At 52.4% G+C, this 23235-nt stretch carries 30 protein-coding genes; 13 read left to right on the forward strand and 17 right to left on the reverse strand.

The window, feature by feature from the left end; all coding sequences use genetic code 11:
• From ACIQ39_RS10375 to ACIQ39_RS10385, 3 genes are all read right to left on the reverse strand, one after another.
• On the reverse strand, positions 1-1165 hold a 1165-nt coding region (locus ACIQ39_RS10375; RefSeq protein ID WP_396434525.1), incomplete at its 3' end, for a hypothetical protein.
• A gap of 175 nt (positions 1166-1340) precedes the next feature.
• A complete protein-coding gene (locus ACIQ39_RS10380; RefSeq protein ID WP_396434526.1) occupies positions 1341-1685 on the reverse strand; it encodes a type II toxin-antitoxin system PemK/MazF family toxin in 345 nt (114 codons plus the stop codon).
• 7 nt (positions 1686-1692) lie between these two features.
• Complete coding sequence (locus ACIQ39_RS10385; RefSeq protein ID WP_157673216.1) at positions 1693-1956, reverse strand: CopG family ribbon-helix-helix protein; 264 nt, start codon at positions 1954-1956, stop codon at positions 1693-1695.
• A gap of 75 nt (positions 1957-2031) precedes the next feature.
• On the opposite strand from ACIQ39_RS10385, the gene ACIQ39_RS10390 reads away from it, so the two are divergent.
• From ACIQ39_RS10390 to ACIQ39_RS10420, 7 genes are read left to right on the forward strand one after another with little or no spacing between them, the layout of a single operon-like run.
• Positions 2032-2823 (forward strand): ParA family protein, encoded by a 792-nt coding sequence (locus ACIQ39_RS10390; RefSeq protein ID WP_396434527.1) that lies wholly within the window; start codon positions 2032-2034, stop codon positions 2821-2823.
• Between the two features lie 7 nt (positions 2824-2830).
• On the forward strand, positions 2831-3640 hold the full coding sequence (locus ACIQ39_RS10395; RefSeq protein WP_396434528.1) for a ParB/RepB/Spo0J family partition protein: 810 nt from the start codon (positions 2831-2833) through the stop codon (positions 3638-3640).
• An 11-nt stretch (positions 3641-3651) separates the two neighbouring features.
• Positions 3652-3948, forward strand: coding sequence for a hypothetical protein (locus ACIQ39_RS10400; RefSeq protein WP_396434529.1), 297 nt, complete (start codon positions 3652-3654; stop codon positions 3946-3948).
• A complete protein-coding gene (locus tag ACIQ39_RS10405) occupies positions 3935-4768 on the forward strand; it encodes a hypothetical protein (protein WP_396434530.1) in 834 nt (277 codons plus the stop codon). Before ACIQ39_RS10400 ends, ACIQ39_RS10405 begins: the two co-directional genes overlap by 14 nt.
• Entirely contained in the window at positions 4768-5247 is a 480-nt protein-coding gene (locus ACIQ39_RS10410) for a matrixin family metalloprotease (RefSeq protein ID WP_396434531.1), read from the forward strand. The genes ACIQ39_RS10405 and ACIQ39_RS10410 overlap by 1 nt, the downstream gene beginning before the upstream one ends.
• Position 5248: 1 nt before the next feature.
• Positions 5249-6259: a DUF4135 domain-containing protein gene (locus ACIQ39_RS10415; RefSeq protein ID WP_396434532.1), complete on the forward strand. Its 1011-nt coding sequence runs from the start codon at positions 5249-5251 to the stop codon at positions 6257-6259.
• Positions 6246-7256: a lanthionine synthetase LanC family protein gene (locus ACIQ39_RS10420; RefSeq protein WP_396434533.1), complete on the forward strand. Its 1011-nt coding sequence runs from the start codon at positions 6246-6248 to the stop codon at positions 7254-7256. The genes ACIQ39_RS10415 and ACIQ39_RS10420 overlap by 14 nt, the downstream gene beginning before the upstream one ends.
• A gap of 7 nt (positions 7257-7263) precedes the next feature.
• Here the strand turns inward: ACIQ39_RS10420 and ACIQ39_RS10425 are convergent, their stop codons facing one another.
• The 8 genes from ACIQ39_RS10425 to ACIQ39_RS10460 form a co-directional block, all read right to left on the reverse strand.
• Positions 7264-7452: a hypothetical protein gene (locus ACIQ39_RS10425; protein ID WP_396434534.1), complete on the reverse strand. Its 189-nt coding sequence runs from the start codon at positions 7450-7452 to the stop codon at positions 7264-7266.
• Positions 7453-7638: 186 nt separating this feature from the next.
• A complete protein-coding gene (locus tag ACIQ39_RS10430; protein ID WP_396434535.1) occupies positions 7639-7962 on the reverse strand; it encodes a DUF2958 domain-containing protein in 324 nt (107 codons plus the stop codon).
• 217 nt (positions 7963-8179) lie between these two features.
• Positions 8180-9160, reverse strand: a complete 981-nt coding sequence (locus ACIQ39_RS10435; RefSeq protein WP_396434536.1) for a tyrosine-type recombinase/integrase — start codon at positions 9158-9160, stop codon at positions 8180-8182.
• Positions 9161-9256: 96 nt separating this feature from the next.
• On the reverse strand, positions 9257-9859 hold the full coding sequence (locus ACIQ39_RS10440) for a hypothetical protein (RefSeq protein WP_396434537.1): 603 nt from the start codon (positions 9857-9859) through the stop codon (positions 9257-9259).
• Positions 9856-10761, reverse strand: coding sequence for a hypothetical protein (locus tag ACIQ39_RS10445; protein ID WP_396434538.1), 906 nt, complete (start codon positions 10759-10761; stop codon positions 9856-9858). The genes ACIQ39_RS10440 and ACIQ39_RS10445 overlap by 4 nt, the downstream gene beginning before the upstream one ends.
• A gap of 4 nt (positions 10762-10765) precedes the next feature.
• A complete protein-coding gene (locus ACIQ39_RS10450) occupies positions 10766-11224 on the reverse strand; it encodes a hypothetical protein (RefSeq protein ID WP_396434539.1) in 459 nt (152 codons plus the stop codon).
• Positions 11221-11934 carry a hypothetical protein gene (locus ACIQ39_RS10455; protein WP_396434540.1) on the reverse strand — a complete coding sequence of 238 codons (714 nt, stop codon included), beginning with the start codon at positions 11932-11934 and terminating at the stop codon, positions 11221-11223. The genes ACIQ39_RS10450 and ACIQ39_RS10455 overlap by 4 nt, the downstream gene beginning before the upstream one ends.
• A 9-nt stretch (positions 11935-11943) precedes the next feature.
• Positions 11944-12210, reverse strand: a complete 267-nt coding sequence (locus tag ACIQ39_RS10460) for a hypothetical protein (RefSeq protein ID WP_396434541.1) — start codon at positions 12208-12210, stop codon at positions 11944-11946.
• 246 nt (positions 12211-12456) lie between these two features.
• Between ACIQ39_RS10460 and ACIQ39_RS10465 the strand changes: the two genes are divergently transcribed.
• The 5 genes from ACIQ39_RS10465 (at position 12457) to ACIQ39_RS10485 (ending at position 16009) form a co-directional block, all read left to right on the forward strand.
• Positions 12457-12735 (forward strand): hypothetical protein, encoded by a 279-nt coding sequence (locus ACIQ39_RS10465; RefSeq protein WP_396434542.1) that lies wholly within the window; start codon positions 12457-12459, stop codon positions 12733-12735.
• A 602-nt stretch (positions 12736-13337) separates the two neighbouring features.
• A complete protein-coding gene (locus tag ACIQ39_RS10470) occupies positions 13338-14639 on the forward strand; it encodes a type IV secretory system conjugative DNA transfer family protein (RefSeq protein ID WP_396434543.1) in 1302 nt (433 codons plus the stop codon).
• A complete protein-coding gene (locus tag ACIQ39_RS10475; protein ID WP_396434544.1) occupies positions 14624-15037 on the forward strand; it encodes a hypothetical protein in 414 nt (137 codons plus the stop codon). The genes ACIQ39_RS10470 and ACIQ39_RS10475 overlap by 16 nt, the downstream gene beginning before the upstream one ends.
• Complete coding sequence (locus ACIQ39_RS10480; protein ID WP_396434545.1) at positions 15030-15356, forward strand: hypothetical protein; 327 nt, start codon at positions 15030-15032, stop codon at positions 15354-15356. Before ACIQ39_RS10475 ends, ACIQ39_RS10480 begins: the two co-directional genes overlap by 8 nt.
• Entirely contained in the window at positions 15356-16009 is a 654-nt protein-coding gene (locus ACIQ39_RS10485) for a hypothetical protein (protein WP_396434546.1), read from the forward strand. Before ACIQ39_RS10480 ends, ACIQ39_RS10485 begins: the two co-directional genes overlap by 1 nt.
• Positions 16010-16036: 27 nt before the next feature.
• Here the strand turns inward: ACIQ39_RS10485 and ACIQ39_RS10490 are convergent, their stop codons facing one another.
• Positions 16037-16345 (reverse strand): hypothetical protein, encoded by a 309-nt coding sequence (locus ACIQ39_RS10490; RefSeq protein WP_396434547.1) that lies wholly within the window; start codon positions 16343-16345, stop codon positions 16037-16039.
• A 196-nt stretch (positions 16346-16541) separates the two neighbouring features.
• On the opposite strand from ACIQ39_RS10490, the gene ACIQ39_RS10495 reads away from it, so the two are divergent.
• Complete coding sequence (locus ACIQ39_RS10495; protein WP_396434548.1) at positions 16542-17615, forward strand: CHC2 zinc finger domain-containing protein; 1074 nt, start codon at positions 16542-16544, stop codon at positions 17613-17615.
• 25 nt (positions 17616-17640) lie between these two features.
• Here the strand turns inward: ACIQ39_RS10495 and ACIQ39_RS10500 are convergent, their stop codons facing one another.
• The 5 genes from ACIQ39_RS10500 to ACIQ39_RS10520 form a co-directional block, all read right to left on the reverse strand.
• The gene (locus ACIQ39_RS10500; RefSeq protein WP_396434549.1) at positions 17641-17898 is read right to left on the reverse strand and encodes a hypothetical protein; all 258 of its coding nucleotides are present in this window, start codon (positions 17896-17898) and stop codon (positions 17641-17643) included.
• 54 nt (positions 17899-17952) lie between these two features.
• Positions 17953-18972: a replication-relaxation family protein gene (locus tag ACIQ39_RS10505; protein WP_396434550.1), complete on the reverse strand. Its 1020-nt coding sequence runs from the start codon at positions 18970-18972 to the stop codon at positions 17953-17955.
• Positions 18973-19058: 86 nt separating this feature from the next.
• Positions 19059-20897: a type IV secretory system conjugative DNA transfer family protein gene (locus ACIQ39_RS10510; protein ID WP_396434551.1), complete on the reverse strand. Its 1839-nt coding sequence runs from the start codon at positions 20895-20897 to the stop codon at positions 19059-19061.
• Between the two features lie 677 nt (positions 20898-21574).
• Positions 21575-22393, reverse strand: a complete 819-nt coding sequence (locus tag ACIQ39_RS10515; RefSeq protein ID WP_396434552.1) for an N-6 DNA methylase — start codon at positions 22391-22393, stop codon at positions 21575-21577.
• A gap of 468 nt (positions 22394-22861) precedes the next feature.
• The coding region (locus ACIQ39_RS10520; protein WP_396434553.1) for a hypothetical protein at positions 22862-23235 on the reverse strand (374 nt) is incomplete at its 5' end.

Here is a 23235-nt window from a genome sequence, read left to right on the forward strand (position 1 = left end):
CGGTGAAGCCTTCGGTGCCAATCGATTCAATCAGGCGCTTCGCAAACTCGATGTCCTTCTCGGCAAAAATTTTGCCGTCCAGGGTGTCCACCTTGTGCAGCTTTTTGTAGAAGTGGGCGACAGAATCAATCGGCCCCTTGATGTCGGCTTGGTCGGCTGCGTGTTGAAATTGCAGCACCCGTGCCTTGTTGCCTTGATAGAAGGCGGCATAGTCTTCAAAGAAGCTGTTGCCGGGCCTGAACACCAGTTTGAACCCGTTGCTGCCGCTTTTGTCCTCGATGGTGGCAAAGCGCACCAGCCCGCTTTCTCGCAGCAGTGCCAGGTGGTTGCCAAGTTGTTTCATGATGCGTGACTTGTAGCGTTCCGGCTTCAAACCTCCCAGCCACTCCTGACACAAGGCCTCATAGTCCTTCTCGAATTTGAGGCTGCGGCGGTCGTACTGCTCTTCGTAGAGGTTTGAAAAGTGCAGGTACAGGCGCTTGTACAGGGCCGCAGAAAGCGGCTCCATCTGCTCCAGTCGTGCCCAGTTGAAAATCGCAAAGTGCCCACGGCGCATGCTGTCCATGATGACGGGATGCAGGGTGAGGGCGGCGGCTTTGATGCGTGTTGGCCCGGTGACTTCACCACTGCCAATGAACCCGCTGGAAATGACCAGGTTGAAGCGGAAAGAACGAAACTCCTTTCCGTCCTTGTCGTACAGGTACAGCTCGATTTTGGTGTCTTCAAGTTGCCGGATGGCATCGTAAAGCTGCTGAGAGTCGCGCCCTCCAAACACGTCGCGCCCAATCATGCGGGACAGCTCACGGTAGGAAAACGAAACCGTGTCAGGGTAGGGCTTGCCCTCCAGCGTGACCTTGCGAAAAACCGCCTGCAAAACCTTATATGCCAGCACTGACGGGTGGCCATAGCGGGGTGAAACCTCGATCACCAGGCCACGATTGCCGTCACGGTACTGGAGCACCCCTTGGCGGTTTTTGGCTTCATGCCGGTCGAAACAAAAATAACGCCCTTCCAGCCGGACAACCTGAAGCTCCTCAAGCAGCGGGTCAGGCTTGCTGAGGGCTTTGATAGCAGTCGCTTCGCTTTCTGCTTCCGGGTTGTGGGGGAGGGTAGGGGTCATAAAAGTGATGGGTGGATTACGCGATGCACTCGCCAGCGAGTGCATCCACGTCTTCCGAAACAGACCGCACGGCTACAAACTCGGGGCCTTGCTCGACAAGCTCGGCTAGGCGAGTCATGTCCGCATCGCTGAGAGGTTGTGCAGCATGGGGGAGGGGAGGGCGGTCTGTGCTCATGGTGTGGCTATGTCGGACGTCCGACATTTTTGGTGTGTGGCTCATTCAGTCGATGGCCAGGTACTCCCGAAGTTGCTCGGCCACCAGCTTCCTATCGGCGGTGGGAAGCGTTCCGACGCGCTTGTGAACGTCAGCGTCTTCAATCACCGCCACCTTGCTGGCTCGAACCACGGATGCAATGGGCAACCCGGCAGCACTCAATTCACTGATGGAAACATCACCATACTGAGCGGCGTTCGTGGCGTTGGTAATCATGGCCACGATGTATTTGCCGTTGCGCTGTCGCAGGGCATCCGTCGAAACGATGACGGCAGGGCGGACTTTGTTGGTCTTTTGGTCAGTGAAAGGGAAGGGGACTACCACGATGTCCCAACTGCGGTAATAGGACATAGAGCGTTTAGCGGAGGGAGTCATAGGCGGCATCGGCTTCCGAGTTCCACTCGGCGAAAAGGCGGAAAGGGTTGTCCTTACGCTCTTCTTCGTTGGTTGGCATGACAAATTGAGGCGGCTGTGGTGCGCGACCGGCGTTCATGTAGAAGCGAACCGCTTCACGGAAAAACTCCGAGCGGTTGCGGCCTTCGACCTTGCAGACCTCTTCAATTTGTGTTGCCATCGGCGCAGGAATGCTGATAGCAAAGCGCTGATAGTGTGGGGTTGGCATGTTTTCTTTCCTCATAGTATGCGTATAGTATTACGCAGTATTCACAAAAAGTCAAATGGATGCTATGATACAACCATGCAAGCAACAATTATCTCCGTCGCCAACCAGAAGGGAGGCGTCGGCAAAACCACCAGCACCGTGAACCTGGCTCGCGCCTTAGTCGAGGCGGGCAAGCGTGTGCTTGTTATCGACAGTGACCCACAAAGTTCGCTGTCCATCGTGCATGGACTTGACCCGCGCCGCCTGCGTGAGCTGGATGCCACGGGCAAGACCTTTTATTTCGGCCTGGTCAAAGATGCGCCGCTCGATGCGCTCATCATTGATGGTGCGCCGTCGCTCATTCCGGCCAGCATTCGCTTGGCCAACGCTGAGACTGAATTGGTATCGCCCTTTGGTGTGGCCACGGTGCTCAAGGAAAAAATCGCGTCACTGCGTGACCGCTTTGACTTCATCCTGATTGACTGCCCACCCACGCTGTCACTGCTGACGGTGAACGCACTCACAGCCTCGAATGCCGTGGTAATTCCGTGCAAGACGGATTACCTCTCCATCATGGGCATTCCGCTGCTCATGGAGACGATTGAAAACGTACGCCGCCGTGCCAACACGGGCCTCAAAATCATCGGCATCCTGCCCACACTGTTCAATGCCCGTGCCGCCCACGATGCCGAAGCTCTCCAAGAACTCCGCGCATCGGTCGCATCGAGGCGCGTCGAAGTCTTTGAGCCGGTCAACCGTTCGACGGTGTTTGACAAAGCCAATGTTGAATCCAAGGCCGCGCTCGAACTCTTCCCTGATTCGCCAGGAATTGAGCAATACAAGGTCGTAGCCCAAAAATTGATTGAACTCCATGCCTCCCAAAAATAAGACACCAATGAGTGCCAAGATTCGCGCCGATATGTTCGGGGCGAGTGCAGATTTGCCGCGCATCATTGAGCTGGACATTCAGCAGGTAGAGGCGAACCCTGACCAGCCGCGCAAATTCTTTGACGAATCAGCCTTGATGGAACTGGCACAGTCCATCGAAGCCAAAGGCTTGCTCCAGCCCGTACTTGTGAAAGTCCTGGAGGGTGAGCGCTACATGATCGTGGCTGGGGAGCGCCGCTTCCGCGCCCACCAGTTGCTTTCACGCCCAACAATTGCCGCCGTTATCACGGAGGGCGACACTGACGAAGTGGCCATCATCGAAAACGTGCAGCGTGAAAACCTGCGCCCGATGGAGCTGGCCGAATCACTCGGCAGACTCATGGAAACCCACGGCTACACCCAGGAAGACGCCGCTAAAGTTATCGGTAAGGCTCGCAACACCGTCACGGAATTGCTTTCACTGCTCAAGCTGCCGGAAGCCATCAAAGCCCAATGTCGGACGTCCGACATAGCTTCAAAGTCCTTCCTGGTTGAGCTTGCCCGCATGGAAACCGAAGCCATGTGGTCGGCCTGGGATGCTTTGAAGACCAAAGGAGAAACCTCTGTACGCGCTGCCCGTGCCCGCAAAACAGGTGAGCCGGTAAAAGACGAAAAGCAGCCCGACACACCGTTTCAAAAAGCGGAGCGGGCACTATGGATTGCAGTGAAGTCATTAGAAGCATTGAAGGGCGTGGCTTCCCCCCACGAGGTTGAAAAACTTATCTCGATTAAGAAAACTTTAGATTTGCTCGCAGAGAGCATCTCGGCGAGAAAATGAAAGGGCTGGAGATGAGCAAAGCACTAAACCGAAAGATATTCTTAGTGGCTTTGTTTTGTCTTCTAATACAGTTTTTTGCTGGATGTAATAAGTCCGCAGAGTCAGAGCCAGTCATCCCACAAAATGCTTCTAATGCTCAAGAGGAGGCACAAAAAGCAAAAATAGAGGCTGAACGACAACAGGAGATTGTTATAGAAGATGCCAAGCGGCAACTTCCAATACCAAGTGGGCCAAAGACTATTGAAGTTCCTGCAAATATGGATGACTTGGATAGGCGAATATTGAAAGGTGCGAATGATGAAAAGTAAAAAACTCGCAAACTCGGTCACAGCAATAGTCACTGCGATTTCTTTTTCTCTTACTGGCTGTTCAACCTCACCCGTTCAATATGCGTCCAGCCCACAGTCTGCCAAAGACGATACGCCGACAACCATCAGGTTGCGTGAGTGTTCCGTATATCTACCAGAAAATAGCCCAAACACTAACGCCACATCTTACTGGAATAAAGATTGCAGAAATGGTGTCGCACAGGGACTTGGATTGGCTGTATGGGGGACAGAAAATAACCCTACAGCTCGATACACCGGGCAAGTAAACAATGGTGTTTTACATGCCCCACAAAATGGTGGTGTTTTTACTGATAAAAGAGGTATTTTTAAAGGTCGTATTGACAACGGTAAATTTATTACTGGTGTGTTGTCAATGCCGAATGGCGATACATTTGAGGGTAGTTTTGATAGAGAAGGTTTTAAATATGGGGTGCTTAGAAAAGCCAATGGAAACGTAATAGCTGGGACTTTTAAGGGGAAAGATCCGGTAGGGGAATTCTATTTTAAAGATAGTACGGGTGTGTGGTATGGAAGTGTTGTTAATGGCCAAATAACAAAGCGTAGACCTCTTCCATCAAGGCCAATGACCGCAGGTGAAATGATTGGTACTGCTGCGGTTGTTCTTGCGACTGGCGCCGTAGCTGTTGTAATGCTTTACAGTGGACTAATTCTTGTCGGTGGAGCCGCTGCGCTGGCGGCTGCGGGCCCTGCTGCTGCTGTTGGTGCGGCTAGTGGTGTCGGAGCAGCAGGTAGTGCTGCTGTTGGCGGCGTAATAAGAGTTTTGGTAATTGTTGTTTGATGAAAATCTTATTAGCATTTCTGCTACTGTTTTGCAACATGTCATATGCGGCACAAAGAAACATTAGTATTCATTATTATTCAAATGGCAGTCCGTTTGACTTGGGTGTTTTTTATGAGGCGCTTGGACGTGCTGCCGTGTATTGGTATCAAAACTGTGTGGTTGTTTTTTCGATTTCGCTTATTGATGAGATGAATTTTCCAAAGGAAAGTCCTGGGGCTGTGAGTGTTTCGTTCGGCGCTCTTCCCGCCGGAAAACTTGGAGCTACATCAAATCAAACAATACTTGGAAAGTGGAGAAGTTCGACAGTGACTATATCGCCGAACGCTAGCAGTAAGACAATAGAAAGAGTTCTAGCGCATGAGCTAGGGCATGTCCTCGGGTTGGAGCATACATTAGACAAACGAGGAATAATGAGTCCTGATTTATCAGGAAATAAGCTATCTCAGGAAGAGAGAAATATTTGTAGAAACAGTTAACATGAACGACTCTGATTTTAATTTTATGGAGACGGCAAGTTTTACTGTTGGTGAACTGTCTGGTAAAGGTGTAGAGAATTTCAAAATCTCAGAGGTCGGAGACAGGCATCATGGAAAAAAGGTTTTATTGTTCTTAGATGAAGAAAGCAAAGGATATGTAGTTAAGCCAAGACAGGGTGTTGGTGAGCAGATTCTTGCTGATATAGAGGAATACGTTTTAGGGGAAATTGGTATAAAAGTAACAACAAATAAGCCATTATTGAACTCAGCACAATTTTCTATTTATGACTACATAAAAGAAGAAAAAATAAACAATAATAATCTCGATACTTTTTTCTTTTTATATGGAATTAAGGGGGCAATTTTATTTTGCTTGCTTGCAACTGATATCGGAAATGAAAATGTTGTCGTCACTAATGCAAGCGGGCCAGTCATAATAGATGCCGAAACAATTCTTTCTCCATATAAATTAGAATTAAACCTTAAGAAGGCGAAGTATGATTTGAATTTTGATTATTGTACTCTGGCAAGAACAGGTTTTTTTCCTTCGAATTATATTTTCTCACCGCTGGTGAGCAGTAAACAGATAGATTGCATAAAGAATTCAGGTGCTGAGGGGCTAACTGCAGTGTTTGAAAAGTATCCAGTCTGTGATTCATATTTGGAAAATATTTTTCATGGATTTAGAGTGGGTGCTGACGTTCTTCAAAAATCCATGAGAATTATAGATGACGTCCTTTCAATGCATGAAATTTCGGAACTTAGAGTTATTATTAGACCAACAAGAATTTATATTAATAATTTGCTTTCCCCATCTGACATTGATTTCAACCAAGAAGAATTAAATCAAATGTCGAAAGGGGATATTCCATATTTTACGTATAAATCAATTGGTTGCTCTTTGAACAAAATTGAAATACTTAACGCTATTGGTGGAATGATTAGATTCTGTCGAAAAAATAAATCTTTCATTGAAAGACAGATTTATGAGGCTGGTTATGGAATTAATTGACAATGCGGCACGTGAAGAATTACTCTCCAGATGCGTGAATGTCAATGAAGTAACGAATATTTACGAATTTCAGCAACACAATTGGTGTAAAGAGTTTAAGGAAATTGATGAATCTTTTGCCAATGGCTATCCTGGTATCGCGTTGGTATCCTCTGTCAATAAATGGAGCTTATTGAATAAGCTAATTGACAGAAACTTAATTGATTGTGGATTGCATTTGCGCGGATTCCACATGGGCCGAGGTCTGCCGATATTTCTTGCCTTAAAGACCAATGTTTGTTCTATTGACTATCAGTCTTATCTGCATTCTTCAAAAATTACTATTCAAGACAAATATGATATTTATCATGGAGCTGCGGGCGACTTACTCACAACCTCCGTGTTGAGGAGGTCTACTGATGGTTATGATTCGGAATTAAAAGAATTGGAGCGCACTCAATTCGAATGGTTGACTAATTATTTGGATGATTCGTTTCCAAGAGAAATTGGATATGCGCATGGTGCACTAGGAATGGCCTATGCTCTCTTAAATTCGAATTTAATTAGCAAAAGAAGTACCGAGCTTATTGAATTTATTGTGCTAAAAGGAATGTATGCCCTAGAAACCACCAATAATTATGCGGTTTGCAGTGGGCCAATCGCAGCACTTGTACTCTCGAAGATTGGAGCCAACCTTTTCAATGAAAGTTTTCACTCGGCTTCAACAGAAATATGCCTTTACATATTAGAAAGAATAGAATCTAATTTAGAAAAAGCGCCACTTAATTTGTGTTGTGGAGTGTTTGGGGTAATTGATGCGCTAATGATTTTCTCTTCGATAGGAGAAAATAAAAAAGTTACATCTGGGCTCATTGACCTAGTATCGAAAATAGATAAGTCTAGCTATAGCCACATGATGGATACGGGTTTATTTTTCGGAGTTTCTGGCCCTGCTCATATTTTAGAGCAAATAAGAAATCCTGCGTTAAGCAGGATCTCTTTTATGTTTCCTAGTTAAATCACCATCAATTCAGCAGCATCGGGCTGATGTTGCCGGAGTTTGATGTCTTGGTGCAACCATCAAACATAAGGCTTGGGCTGATGTTGCCGGAGTTTGATGTCTTGGTGCAACCATCAAACATAAGGCTTGGGCTGATGTTGCCGGAGTTCGATGTCTTGGTGCAACCATCAAACATAACAGTGGTATCGAGCATGAAGCACTCCTTTAGTAGGTTAGCGGAACCGCGCTTACATGATATCGTAAGAAACTTCAAAACCAATTCCCGTGTTTCTTCAAATTGTTCTTTGCAATCCTCCAGGGGGAGGTCACGTGGGTGTGGGGAGGCGGCGAAAAGCGCCGTGACCCCGGTTTCCCAAGGTCACGCGCTTCGCCGCTCGCGCTATCCAAAAATCCGCGCTTCTGCTTTCTGCTGAATGACTTGAAGCGGGGTGTCTTGGAAGTACAAGTCACGCTCAACGGTGCATCCATACGCGCCCCGTGTCTCCAGTAGCTCGCGCAGGCTGAAAGAACCCAGCTCGGGAAAGTCTCCGTCCACATACCCATAAAACGTGTCGATGCCGTCGAACTCGATGGCGTACCACGTCCAGTGGAAGTCGGGGAAAAAGAACTTGGCTAATACGAGCGGGTTTTCTTGCTCTGCTGTGGCTCCGATTTGCGGGAGTCGTGCGCGTAGCTCCTGGGGGAGCAGGTTGTGAATCTCCATAGTGATTTGTAATGATTATTTTTCGATGCGCGAGCTGACGAGGCTCGCACGTCGAGGCGGGCAGCCCGTGGGTGCCCTGAAGCAGTCAAGGAAAGCGTAGCGGCTTGACGGCGATAGGGCGTGGGCTAGACTGGCCGACTGCGAGAGAGGAAGCCTGGCTGGAGGGTTGCTTCGGACAAACAAAAAACCGCGTCTGTAAACGCGGTTTTTTGCTGGGTCAGTACGAAACCTTGAAGGTGGGTGAATCCTCTGGCCGCATGCGTCTGCGGTCATAGATGCGGGTGGTGGCGATGTTGGCATGGCCAAGCCACTCCTGCACCTTGGCGATGTCTGCCTCATGGTCGAGTGCGTTGGTTGCTGCGGTGGCGCGTAGGCTGTGCGGCCCTAGCCCTTCGATGTCGATCTTGGCCAGGGCTGCACACTCGCGCAGCAGTTTATAAACCCCGTCAGGGGTGATGCCGTGGCCAGCGGCCACGCCGCGCACGTTGTCGCGCACCGGCTTGAAAAGTGGCGCACCTGGTTGTTCTTTGTGGCCAGCGGCCTCCAGGTACTCATCAATCGTTTCGGCAGTGCCGGGGTGCAGTGGCAAATTGCGCAGCTTGCCGCCTTTGCCATGTACTCGCAGGTGCTGCACCCCTCGGCGCATGTGGATGTCTTTCACTGCCAGGCGGCACAGTTCTTCACGGCGCAGCCCGTGAAATAAGAACACCGACAGGATGGCGCGGTCGCGCTTGCCTTTGAGGGTGGCCACGTCGGGTGTGGCCAGCAACTGCCGCGCCTGGTGGTCGCCCAGGGCAGGGGTCTTGCCTTCGTAGCTCTCCACCTTCGGGCGCTTCGCTCCTTTGACCGGGTTGAAGTCCACCGCGTTCTTTTCACACAGATACTCGAACAGGGAAGACAGTGCGGCCAGCTTGCGCCGGATGGTCGCGCCCGACAGGGCACGTTCTTCGAGTGCCTTGCGCCAGGCAATAACGTGGGAGCGGGTGACGATGCGGAATTCTTCCGGTCGCTCGATGCCGACAAAGGCCATGAACTCGGCCAGGTCGCCACGGTAGGCGCGGCGCGTCTGTGCGTTGTCGATGTTGGCGAACCACTCGGCTTCGGCGGGCACGTCGGCCAGTTGGTGAAACTGCGCCGCCGTCAGTGCGCGGCGTTCGTCCACCTGGACAAGGGCCTTATTTTGTTGTGCCGGAATCATGCTCCGCTCCTTCTTTCTCATACCCTCATTTTACTACCGATAACATATTTTATCAATAGTAAAAGGCGGGGAGGTACTTGCTAATTCGTGGACACCTTACTGGACGGGAAAAGGGACTTGAAGCCTTGGATGGTCAGGGGAGGGCGGATACCCCAAACCTTCATGGCCAGCCACAATGTCCGGCGCTCCTACAAAGGCAGCAGCACAAGTGGCTTGTACCGCCTTCATGCGGTACAGCCAGGTCGCCTCCGGGTAGTCCTTGCCGTAGCCTGAGCTGGGTTGTGTAAGCCAGCCGCTGATGAAAAAACGCTCTACCCATTTGTCTCGTTCGACAGGATTGTTCTGGAGTCGGTCGGCAAAGCGTTGTGCCTCGTGTTGAGGCAGTGCCTCTGCGACGGTGAAGCCCGCAAAGGCCCGCGTCATGCCTGCCTCAGTCCAGGCGATGGTTTCAGCGGTGACGGCCTTGTACACCTCGAAAACTTTTTGCCCCTGCCGCTCGCCATACCGCGTCTGTAGTTCTTGCTTGAGCGACTGCATTGGCGCGTCGATGTTGTAGTTCCGTCGCCATGCTTCAACCACTTTGCGGCCATGTAGACCGCATTCATAGACGGCAAAATCCTTTTTTGTCTTTGCATTTGATTGTGTAGCTAGCAGAAGGCATGATATTGCCATCCAAAGGATGGGGGATTTAAGAATCATTTGTATGAGGGATATTTTTCGTTCGATAGGTCTATTTCCAGAGTTTTCCCATTTGTTTTACAGGATGTTAGCGGCGTCCGATGGTAAACATATTCTTTACCATCAGCAATAATATAGCGAAGTGCAAAGTCACGGCAAAAATCATGCATGAAGAATTTAATTTTTCTTAACTGTTCTGGTGAAAAAGATGGTCTTACACCAGGAAGTTCCACCGATTTATTTTTATCAAAGCCATAAGGGATTGCATCAAAATGGTCTGATTTATCATCAGGCTTGCATTGTATGGAATGTAGGCTTGTGTCGTTCAATGAGTTGTAAGAGGCAGACTGCCTCTCATCATCAAATACCACATGTGCAACTCTGAGAGAATTTGATTTCGAGCAATAAGGTAAGCTGAATCCAGCGGTTACTTTAAAACCATTGACCCATTTTGCCATTGGTTTTGTTTGATTTGCATATTCGATCCATGCATTTATCAAAATCATAGCACTCTGAAGCGATGGTGCTTTTTGATAATTATCAGATGGGTCTGGCGGCTTTTTGATCTCGGCTGCGAGAGGCACTGTATAAAGGTCGGAGCATTTCTCTGGCCTGCCTGTCCCATTTGCAATCCACCGCCCCGGAAAATTTCCTTGATTGAATCCATCGGCACCAAGGCTGAAATATGTTTCATCCTTTGTATAATAATCATCAGGTTTTATGCCGTGCTTTTTATACTCTAGTCTTTCAGCAGCAGATAAATTATTTTTTCTTGTTACTCTCATGCCGCCAATTGGTGTACCCAGCATGTTTTTCTGACCAGCACCCCGGTCTACGCAGCTAACAATGTTGCCGAGCCATTTTCCATCTGCGTGTGCCAAAAGGGGCATGAAAAGAAATGACAAATAGATAATTGCTTTCACTTCTTCACTCCTTCCATTCTAAGTACACCGTTCTTCCGCTGTTCTCGCCGTGATACCAGCCTTCCATGCGGTTCTTACCTTCGACAGGGCGCACACGCATGTGAATTTGGTCGGCATTGCCTGAGCAATTGGTGGCGGTAAAGCGCCACACCTTGAGCTTGCGTTCAAACACCACCGGTGTTTCACTCTTGCGGCAATACGGCCAGAATGTCACCAGTGCCTTGCCGTCGCGTGGCGTGGTCATTTCCAGCACCTCGATTTCAATCAGGTCGCTGTGACCCGATGCCGGGTTGCTCCAGCGTCCACGCAGCGACTTTGGCAGTGGGGCCGGGACATTAGCTCTTTCCTCTTTCACCTGTGAGGCGGTTGCTGGGCTTGTTGTTGCTTGCACTGCTTCTTGGGCAAAGGCGCTGCACACCAGTCCACAGCACACCAGGGCAGTAAAAATGTTTTTTTGCTTCATTGCTGTTCACCTCTCTGTACTTCTTTCACGCGCATAGAAAACGATGCCTCGTGCAATTTCCCGAGCGGGTTGTAAGTTTGGAACTCGACGGCCACCACTGTTTGCAAGTCAGGCGACCACAGAAAGCGTTGGTATGTTTTGCCGCTGTAGCAACGCTTCCACGTGCCGCGCTGCACCACCGGCAGAACTGGAAGCGACATTTCTTTACCACCGATTCGCAGTGCAAAAGACTCTTCGGGCTCCACCTCATAGGAGCCGTCGAGCACCATCTTCAACTCACTTTTGCACCAGTCAGCTGGCTGCCCAACATAAGTCACCTGCGATGACCATTTCATTGCTGGAGCAAGGGGGGCATGTGGGCGGGTCGTCGTTGTAGAAATAATTTCAGGTGCCGTTGCCTGCGTATAGCCGATATGGATGAAGGAGTGCGTGTCTATTTGATTTTTGGCATTCGCTTGAACCGGGCCAATCAGTGTCTGCACTGCGTTCTCTCCACGTGCCACCGTAAAGCTACGTGGTTCGTACTTATCCCATCCCTCCACTTTTCCTAGCCACGTGGTTTTGGGTGTTCGTGAAGTTTCGGCCTGAACGGTGTCGGTGGACGACAAGGGAGGGATTACTTCGTGGGACTTGTTCAACCCTCCCTGTGCTTGGGCATTACTGATGCAGGCCAGCACAAAGCCCATGAGGACAACAGCTCTCTTGTACATGGAGCCTCCTTACGACTTCTTCACACACTGAAAAGCCGTACCGTTCCCCGTGGTGCCCGTGGCCACGTTTCCATCCGCGCTTTTTGTCACCGGATAGTTGCCGCCTGAGCTGAAGCCTTGCAGGTGAATGAGCGCGGTGCTACCGCCCGTGTAGTGCGAGTTCACGAGGCCGCTGGCACTGCACACCCACGCGGCACTCTCACCGTGAGAAGCACAAGCGCTCAAGGCTGCTGCGAGGGCACACAACACGGGCAGCCGTCCAAAAAGTGAGTTCATCGCAGTCTCCTTAAAATTTATGTAACACTAGATATCATACATAAAATTTCCTTTTGGTGATGTGTTTTGTGATATCATTGAATGGGGCATTCTTTATGTTCATGCGTCTCACATCTAGCCTGCATTGCCTACAATCGCCGGATGGCAAGAAAACGTCTCCCCGGCCCACAAAACACACCCCTACCTGGAGGGAATCTCGGTACGGGGGCTTTGTCGTTGCGCCGCCTCGCGGGGATTGCCACACCTGTGTCGAATCGAAGTGAACACCTGACCCTGCGGCTCGCTGGCCAGTGGCTTGAAGTGTGGGAGTCCCTCAAACAGGTTCACCCCGACCTGTCGGACAGTGACCTGCTGCGCCAGGCGCTCGCGCTGCGTGCCGCGCTTTCAGCGGTGGACGACACCGGCAACCGCCCGCGTGCCCTCATCGAGTACGTGAACGAAAAGGGCGAAAAAATTGTGGCCGACTTGGAAGAGCATGTGGGCTTGAAAACCGCAGCCAAGGTCAAACCCGCAGCCAAAAAATAACGCCTCACCTACAATCACTGCCAGTCGGCTTCATGCGTGAAAACTTTCGTGCATGTGGATGGCTGAGGTGCTGGTCGTAATCGCAAGATTCATGTTCAGCCTGCGCAGGCGAATTGCTATTGCGGAGGCATCATGGCAAAACAACCACCCCCGAAGTTATCGACGGTCATCGCTCGTATTGCTCGCGCCAAGAAAGGAGACTTACTCGTTGTGAAAAGTGCGCCGAGAAAGAAGGCGAAGCCATCGAACACCTTGAAGTCATTTGTTATAACTGAGCCGCGTTCTTCAAAAAAACGCACCAGCTCCTAACCGTCAGGTTTTTGGTAGTCCGCGATTGAAAATGTGCCTTCCCCGATGTAGGACTTTCAACGCACACAGGCCGGGGGACGCCCCGGCTTTTTTCTGCCCGCTCGATTTGGAAAATTTCGCCTGCCTTGCTATGCTGTAAAGATGCAATCGCGGCGCTCGCTTCAATAGCCGCAGGCGATTGATCCTCGAAGCTAGCCGCTCTCGACCCGCACGGCTCTTAAAAACACAAACGATGCCGTGCGTCTGCTTGCCCATGCTCACATCAACGTGGGTTTTTGAGCGGGGATGTGCCCGTGGCGGGGCGGCTGTCTTCGGTGATGCGCTCAGAGAAAAAAACACCCATAGGGATGCGCTACGGCTGGGGCAATCAGCTCACGCCTTTTGGCATAGACCAGGTGGCGCGTCGCCAGCACCTGTACCTCATCGGCAAGACCGGCACGGGCAAAAGCACACTGCTTAAAAACCTCATCCTGGCCGACATTCACGCCGGTCGCGGCGTGGGCTTGATTGACCCCCACGGGGACTTGGCCAATGACATCCTGGAGCACATTCCGCGCAGTCGCATGAACGACGTGGTGGTGTTCGACGTGACCGACTACGAACACCCCATTGCCTTCAATGTCCTCAAGCCGGTGGACAAAGACCAGCGGCCACTGGTGGCCTCCAGCATCGTCTCGGCCTTCAAAAACATCTGGCACGACTCCTGGGGGCCTCGGCTCGAATACATCCTGTACGCCTGCGTGGCGGCGCTCATGGAGTGCCAAAACGTGACCCTCTTGGGCATGCAGCGCATGCTCATTGACGGCAAGTTTCTTGATTGGGTGATTGACCAGGTGCGTGACCCGGTGGTGCGTGCGTACTGGTCGGGGGAGTTCATGCAGTTTGACCGCCGCCAGGCGGCTGAAGTGGTGTCGCCACTGCAAAACAAAGTTGGCCAGCTTCTCATGTCGCCCGTGCTGCGCAACATCCTTGGCCAGGTGGCCAGCAAGCTCGATTGCCGCTTTGTGATGGACAAGCGCCGCATTTTCATTGCCAACTTGTCCAAGGGCGCGATGGGGGAAGACAAGGCCGCGCTGCTCGGCGCACTCTTGGTGTCACAGTTTGAACACGCTGCCATGCAGCGTGCGGGCGTACCTGAAAGCGAACGGCCAGACTTCAACCTGTACATCGACGAGTTCCAGAATTTCGCCACTGACAGCTTCGCCAGCATCCTCTCCGAAGCTCGCAAGTACCGGCTCTGTCTCACACTCTCACACCAGTACACCGCCCAGCTCGCGCCGGGAATGCGCGATGCCGTCTTTGGCAACGTCGGCAGCATCATCAGCTTTCGAGTGAACGAACAGGATGCGCAGACCCTGGAACGCGAATTCAGCGGCGAACTCAAGGCCGCCGAATTCACGAACTTGGAAAACTACCAAGTGTGTGTGAAGATTTTCAGTGAAGGCGGGTACAGCAGCCCCTTCCGGGGCAAGACCTTGCCCTCGGTACACCGCCGCCACGGCAGGCGGGCAAGCATCGTGCGCCTGTCACGACAGAAGTTCTGCAAGCCACGCAATATCGTTGAAGCTAAAATTAAAAAATGGATGATTCGTTGAACAACCAGCCACACCCACTCATGCCGCTGCGGGATGCTTTTGCCAATCCTCGGGCTGACGCATACAAGGCTATCCAACTAGAAAATTATGAAAAGTCGAAAAAGTGGATAGACGAAACTCCTCAGACAACTCTCTACTGGGTTCAATACCGTGACATCAAAAAAACCTTCGACATCGCCACAAAAGAACTGAGCAGAATCAATGAGATTGATGGTTTTTTTGAAAGATCATTGTTATTTGAAGCGTATGGTGACATAGAAAAATACCTACTCCCAGAAGAGCAAAAATGGTATGTTGAAGCCTTGAAAGAATTGAGAGACTTGCGAATAACAAGTCCTCAAACAAGTATTGGGAGCTTCATCTTGTATGTGAAAAACATTTTTTTGAAGCATGAATAGCCCTTCATTCATCGCCTTATTCTTTTCAGGACTACTTCTCGCAGGAGTAGTCTTTGGTGCCGCCCTATTTTTTGAAAGTCAACGACTTGCAATCACCAGCATAGTGGTGTTCATAGCCATCATGATTGGCTACAGCGTCAACAATGGCACCACGCTCATATTAATTTCAATAGCAATTTGGATTCTTCTTAAATTTGCTCTTAGATTTATTGGTAAACAACCAACTCGCGCTCAAATTATACTCAAAGAAATAGAGCGTATCCGCATATCATCTAACTCCCGTCGAGCAACGATTACATTAGAAAAACTCCAAAAATAATGCACGTCTTTCTGCTCATCATTGGCGTTATTGTTGTATTGGTAATGGCATTGGATTACCTTTTCAAGTCGCCTATTTTTTGGGGGATTGCATCAGTTTCTGCTGTTGCTGGGATTTCTTATTTTTTCTACGACAAACACAAAGAGAAGGTTTCTCTCGAAAGAAGTATTCAGGCACACCTCCGTCAAAAAAATCAAGAGATGGAGCGCGCACTCGCAGTCATTGAGAATCCTGCACCTCAAGTCATTGATGTCGTCGATGTCCGAGAGGTCTCTGTAATTGAATTGACCGAAGAAGAAAAGACTGCAAATCTCGAAAAAGACGCCGCACTCGCTGAGCGCAGGACTGAAGCGCTTTTGAAAAAACGAGAAGCCGAAAGAAAGTTGCAAAAAGCAGCGGATGAAGACGCTGCTGAATTAGCACGGCAAGCACAGGCACTAAAAAAGGCACAAGACTTACCACCACCCGCACCAAAACTCATGACCCCTGCGGAGAAAAATGCAGCTCTTCTGGCATTGTTGGACAAGAAAGATGCAGACGTGAAAATTTTTATCGACAGAGGATTGACTGAGGATTCAAATGAAATATCCATCGTTCTTGATGGATATGCAAGAGCCGTGAAGGCACTGCGCGATACTCCAACCTCAAAATAAAAACCCCGCACAATGTGCGGGGGTGCATCAACCATTAACAACATGTAGTGGTTTCTGCTTTAAAGAACTGTTTCCCGTCGAGCCTTGGAGTTTGAGCAACTCCGCAGCAAGACGGATGCGCTCTGCTTCATTTTTGTTTCTCCAGTCTTCGTTAATGAGCGCCAGGCGCTCATTTTCCAACTGCATCTTGGTCTGCATATCAGCCATGATTGTCTCGGCATACTTGCGCTGAAACTCTTCGCGCAGCGGGCCGCGCAAACTTTCAAGCGCTCCGAATGTTCCGAAGGCATCATTTATTAGAGCCATTTTCGTCTCCTGAAAAGTAGGGAAGTTCAAGCACCACGCTCAAACTCCCCACACCGTCCAGGACGGGCGACAGTGCGCCCTCTCATACCAGTAAATCACACCACAAAATTCTGTCAAGGCTGAGTTTTCCACAGGCCCGGTTTGACAGGCATGCCCTCCATTTGCTTTTCTGAATACAGCCCATGCCGTCGGCATGGCTTTGTTCATTTTTGCAATGGAGTATTTCGTGGCCAGCTATCTCAACTTCAAAGAACTGCGGCAGCGTCTGTCCTTTCGGGACATCCTGACCGACTACCAAATCAAACTCACAGAAAAAGCCGGTGGCCAGGCCATGGGGTATTGCCCCTTGCCCCAGCACAAAGGCAGTGAGGCACGTCGTTCACCGTCGTTTTCGGCGCACCTGGAGCGTGGCATTTTTCAATGCTTCTCCTGTGGCATCAGCGGCAACCTCATCGAGTTCACCGCGCTCATGGATGGGCTTGACCCGACCGATGGCGCGGACTTCCGCAAAACGGCCTTGAAGCTCGCGCAGCGCTTCGGGATTCAAACCAGCAAACCCGACAAAGAAAGCACCGCCAAACCATCAGCACCGCCTCCACCAGCAACCAAAGAACCGGCCCCCATGGGTGAAGACAAACCCGGCACCGACACGAAACCGGCCTTGCCGGTTGTGGTGAATGCCGCTCTGGAGTTTGAACTGAAAGACCTTGACCCGGAACACCCCTACCTGCCATCGCGTGGCTTCACCCCTGAAACCATCGCCCACTTTGGCCTGGGTGCATGTCAGCGCGGCCTCATGAAAGACCGGGTGGCCATACCGCTGCTCGATACCTCTGGCATCCTCATCGGCTATGCGGGGCGGGTGGTGGACGACAACACCATCAACGCCCAAAACCCGCGTTATAAGTTCCCTGGGGTGCGCGAAGCCAAAGGCATCCGCTACGAGTTCCACAAAAGCGAATTCCTGTACCACGGCCACGCCATTGCCAAGCCCGTCAGTGACCTGGTGGTGGTCGAAGGCTTCACCGCACTGTGGTGGCTGTGGCAGCACGGCTATCAGGCCGTGGTGGGCCTCATGGGGTCGGCCTGCTCCGACACGCAAGCGCAGCTCATCCTGGAGCGCAGCAAACCCAAGGGGCGCATCTGGTACTTCGCCGATGGAGACCCCGCAGGGGTCAAGTGCGCCAAAGACACGCTGGCCATGCTGGCCACGTCGCGCCTGGTTCGCCTGGTGATCGCCGATGGGCGACAGCCCACGGACTTCACCGAAGGCGAACTCAAAAAACTCATGCCCTTCTGAGGGCCTTCACGTCATGAACTTCGGTTCATGACGTTTTTTTGAAGTCGTGCTTGATGTTTGGTGGAGCATAGTCCATACCAATAGAAACCACTGCTTTCCCGTATGAGACAAGCAACCCCTTCTCTTTCATTGCAGTGGACAACTCATTTAGAAACGCATCTCTGATTGAGCCTCTCTCCGCCAAATCATAGAAGTCTGACCACGGAACAGCCATGTTTGTAAGGCTATTTTTTTGCATATAAGTTTGGATTTTTTCTGTTACTTTTCCGGGACTGATAGCCATTTGACACTCCTTTGAACATGTAAAGAAAAAATTTTACCATCATTTCAACTTTTTTCAAAACTTCACCAACATGTGTTTTTCAACTTTAGCCGCTACCCACTCCTCACGCTCCGGCCTACGCCTGTACACGCCCTTCACGGGCCTGGACACATCAAAGGCACTGCCTGCGGTCGCGTCGCGGTAGTCCTGGGGCCGCATCCACACCGCGCCCAACGGGTCGCGCAAAACATCCTCCTGGGTGGCCAGCCACACCTGGGTAAGCACAGGCGGGTTCATGCGCAGCAGCGTTTCGGCGCAGTTATTGCGCCGCTCGGCATTGCGAAACACCATCAAGACCCGGAAGCCAAAGCTCTTGTAGTCCTCGGCCTTGTAGCCATAGCGCAGCGCCAAGCCGCCCCGCTGGAAATAATCGCGGTAGCCGTGCGCCTTGAGGGCCAGCGTCTCCTGTGATTCGGTCGAACGGTCAACTTCCAAAAAAAACAGGTGCTCGTCGTATTCATCGCTTGCGCTACCGTCAGGCAGTCGCACTGGCTCATGCAGCCTCAGATAGCCGTCCGGCTTTACCACCATGTCACCGCTGCCATAGTGCCCGGCCTGCCGTGGCTTACTAGCCTTGAACTGGTACAGCATCGGCCAGGTCGAGAACTCGGCAATGGCAAAGCGGCCTGTGGCGCGAAGCGCCACGGAAAGCGCCGCCTTCACTTGCATCACATCAATTTCATGGCTCAGGGTCAGCTCTGACACCTGCGCCCGCTTCTCAAGCTGGTGCCAGGCCATGCGCGGATAGCCGCCCAGCTTGCCATGCGCTGCCAGGCAGTCAAAACCACGCTTGGTGAGGTACAGAATGGCGGGGTGATAGACACGCCGCTCGCGCTCGGCAATGAGGCGCAGCGCTTTGAGTTTTTGCAGACGCTTTTTCGCGGCTTCGGTCTTACCGTCAAAGTACAGACGGGTGGCCTGTTCCTGCGTCATGAGGCGGGACTCAAAGAGTCCGCGCAGCAGCTCGAAGTCTCGCGGCTGGAATTCAATGACCGGGGCGGCGCTGCCGCTTTTGTTTGTTTTTTTCTCGGGCATGAATTCACTCTATCAAGGCAAGCCTTGTTTTGCCAAACATGGCCAGGCGTGGTTTTGTCGGACGTCCGACAGTGGCGCTTGATGCCTCACTCTTCACGGGGCTTCATCCTGCGCCGGTTGGTGAACTCCTGCGGCTCTTCCTGGGGTGGTGCTATCAATTTCTCCGCCCAATTTCTGCGGGCCTCAATCGCCGCCTGCGCCTGCTCCTGGGGCAGCACAAAGCCCAGCCGCTGCAAACACCGAAGACGAAACGTCTCTTGGGTGGACGGGCTGACAAACGCATCGGGCACCGGCAAGGTGGTCATGCCGCATGAACGCAAATCGCCCTGCAAGCGAATGATGGCCTGGCGTGGTTGGAGCCTGAAAATCCGCTGCCCCATTTCAAAAATCTGCTCATCCACGCTTTGATAGGTACGGCTGCTGAGTTGGGTGTCCCATTCACGCTCCATGAACGGGGTCACGGCCACACTGCGCGATGTGCCCCGCGCTGTGCTCCAGTTGCTCGTGCTGGAGCTGCCTTCACTTTCCCCCCAGGTGTCGCTCTTGCCATCACTTTCGGTTTCGGTCTTGCTCCATCTTGCGGGCTGGTCTTCCGGGTTGCCTTGCTCGATGAATGAATACCGTTCGTCGTCATCTCGGAATTCGCCATAGCTATGGGCTTTTGCTATGCCGCGGTTGGCCGCCCCGCCTGAGCTTGTCCCCGTGCTCTCAGTTTCGCCGCCGCCCTCCGTATCGGTCTGGCTTTCTCCCGTGGTAATGACCGTGCGGGTCGTTTCTCTTTCACCAATCACCGCCCTGGTGTGGATTTCATGCTTGACCTTGTACGTGTCCACCTCGCCGGTGAAAAGCCATTTGGCCAGCGGCATGTACTCATCGGGGTCAGGCAAGCCCATGACCACCTTGCTCAAAATATTGCTGCGCACGGAACTCAAAAGCCTCTGACCTCGCACACCTTCACCAGAAAGCTGGCTGGGGAACTGGTTGGCCAACGTCAGGTGCAGGCCGAAGCCTCGGGCTTCGTCCAGATTCTCGGCAATGGTCGGCGTGATGAAGTGCTGGAACTCGTCCAGGTACAAATAAAACGGCTTGGGGGACTGCCCGCGAACTTTGCTCTTGCCTCGCTCGCTGGCCGCTGTCCACACGTCGGCCAAAAGCAGCGTGGCCATCATGCGGGCATCCGGGCGGCTCATGTGGTTGCCAACGCTGGCCAGGTTCACCAACACAATGGCGCCCTCTTCCATGGCCGTGAGAAAGTCAAAGCTGGACGCTGTTTGCCCCAGCATGCGCTCGATGTTGGGGTTATTCAAAAACTGCGAGACACGGTTGAGGGTCGATTCAATCGCGCCGCCCTGCTCCTTGGCGGGCAGCGAATCCAGCCAGCGCAAACCCTCGCCCACACTGCGGGGAAGTTGCTGCACCAGGCGCTCACGCAGTGCGCGGTTTTCTGGTGCCAGCACGTCGAAAATCTCGGTGATGCCCATGCCGTTTGCAGCCAGGGCATGCAGCGCGGCACCGGCCAGGCGCTTGAATCGTGGCGTCTCCTGGGCACTGTCTTGTCCCTGGGCGTAGGCAATGGCTTCCACCAGTGCATCAATGGATGTCGAAGAAGGCCCTTGCCGTGGCCGCAACAAGTTATAGCCCACGACGTGCTGCGGCTGCGTCAGGTCGATGGGCACAATGGGGCGGTCACGGTACAAGATCCGCTCTTCCGTAAGCCAGCCCATGACCTGCTGGTACAGCTCGCCGTGCAGGTCAATCAGCATGAGGCCGCTGCGGCTCATCAGCCACTGGTCAATGTCTTGCTGAATGAGTGAGGTGAGCAAGCGGGATTTGCCCATGCCGGTGCCGCCCACAACATACAGGTGCTTGGCACGTTGCTCGGCGCTCATGCGTATCGGTCGATTGCGGGCATCGACTCCCAGCATGATGTCATTTCCATGCGTGAGCGGCATTGCATCCCCCCTCCATCAAAAGCGCGGCCTGCCTTGGCCGCTCCACCATGCCCCAAAGGGGCAAAAAAGGGCCGTAGCGCCGTCTTGGTGTAGGTTTTGGAGTAAACCGCGCACCAAGGTCGAAAGGGGCGCTGTGCGCCACTTTAAAAGGGCGAAGCCCCACGGCGAAAAAGCCCGCCGGAAACTCGTCATAAACGAGTTCCTCAACACGGGTTCGTGGCGGGGTTGTCGGGGGCCAAATTTTTAGGGAGCGATAGCGGACTAAAAAAATTTGAGCAGCCCCGACTTCCCGGAATTGGCGCAGGCAGGGCCTACTTTGTTGACCTGACCAGTCCCGTTAGTCCGTTAGGAAATTGCGGGAAGTCGGGGGTGCATACCCCCGACAACCCCGCCACAACCCTTTATTTTACGGGCCTTCCCGTAAAAAGTGGCACTCCCCTATGTGGGGAGTGAACTCGGGAGCCCCGCGACGTGGGCATTTTCTGTGAAAGCGCCCAGGTCGCCACCGATGGCCGGTCACGGACATCCACCAGAAAGCAAGTAAGCGCCCCGCTTTCTTGCCACCCGTGCGCGCCCTCCCCGCCCAAGAAAAAACCGCCCATATTGCGGGCGGTAAAAATGTCGGACGTCCGACTTAAAGAGCACAGTGGTTAAAAATCAAAGCTCGATTGTCCTTTGGGAATGGACAGAATCAGCGGCCTGCCTTCATCCCGTATGGGGTGATTGATAGGCTCCGACCGCGGCTCATCTTGCACGGTGGGACGGTCGCCTGTGTCGTCGGTTTGACCTTCCGCCCTCCCCCATTCACGTTCAAGCCGGTGGTGCCAAAAGCCCAAATAGTGGGCTGGCGTGTACCAAACTTCACGGGCTTCCATGGCCAGGGTGTTGCCGACAATGACCACGCCGGGAATATGCCACAGCGCCATTTGTAGATAGCACATGAGGGCTGCCGTGCGGTCGATGTCTTGTGCCTGCACCCATAGCCGCTGCGCTGGATTGTGGCCATGCGACAGCATGACATTCACAAAGGCCAGCACCATACCGCCTGCACCGCAGGCGGGTTCGCACACGGTGATAAACGGTTTGTCCAAGGACTTGAGTTCGTCGCCGTAGGTGACGCGGGCCATTAGCTCTGAGACTTCATGCGGCGTAAAGAATTGGCCTGTGTTGGTGTTGCCCAGCTCCAGTTCCATGTACAGCGGCCCGAGCACGTCGCGGGGTTCCGTTTCCAGCAGCAGCACCAGTTTGGCCAGCAGCGCTGAAAACTCACTCAATTCATCGCGCTTGTACCGTGCGGCGACAGCCAGGTATTCGGCTTCGAGTTTTTCATCCTTGCGGATGGCGTTGTGCAGGGCGGCGGCGCTCATGACAACAAAGTCTCGAAAGACTTCGTAGCGGTGCCGGTGTCGTGCAATGGTGTTGAAGGCTTTGACGAATTCACCCCAGGCCGGGTGTCTGTTGATTGGCATGGTCGCTTTCCTTGAAAGCGTGCAGTCCCGGTCTCCCCCGGTCGTGCACCGAGTGGATGGAAACAGTCACCATGCTGGCCGTTGGCCAAAAATAATGATGACCACTGCCTGCCCTCCCCTGCTCCTGATTGGGAGCGCGAAGCGCAGGCTGGTGGTCACCGGGTTTTGGCTGTTTGGTCTTCAAAAAAACACACACATCAACGCCCAACGATCTGGCGCGTGGTGTGTTTTCTTGAGAAGACAATTAAAGAACAATTAGACGTGTTGCCAGTTTTCCATTAAGTCCTTGATTTATAAGGAAAATAGGTGAGGGCTTTGAGGGTAATTTTTTCCTCAAAGCCCTCACTTTCTTTCCTCAAAGCCCTCATTCCCTTTCCTCAAAGCCCTCACTTTGGGCGCAGTTCTTTCCTCAAAGCCCTCACCAAAAAAAGGAGGCTGTGGATAACTTTTTCAGGGGAATTGTGAAGGTCAGTGGCGTGTGGCCAGCCACTGTTCAATGGTGGGCAAGTTGCAGCGTTTGGCAAGAATGGTCTTCTCGGCCAGGCGCACGGTGATGCGGTACATGGGGTGGCCAGGCTCATAGTTTTTGCTGACGGCATGCTCTTCGGCCAGGCGCTTGATTTCGGTGCGTTCGGCTTGTGAAGCGGCTTCCATGTAGTTGAAGTGCTGTGACTGGCAAAAGCTCTCATACTCTGACTGGAGCCGTTCTTGACGGCGTTTGTCATCCTCGGCCTTGCGGGCCGCTTGCTCTTGCTTGCGCTTTTCTTTGCCTGCCTGCCATGCTGGGAGATAGGTTTCGATGGCGCGGATATTCTTCATGTGAAAGTTGGTTTTTGGGGCCT

Origin of the sequence: Limnohabitans sp. (assembly GCF_044361645.1) — a bacterium.
Lineage (GTDB): Bacteria > Pseudomonadota > Gammaproteobacteria > Burkholderiales > Burkholderiaceae_C > Limnohabitans_A.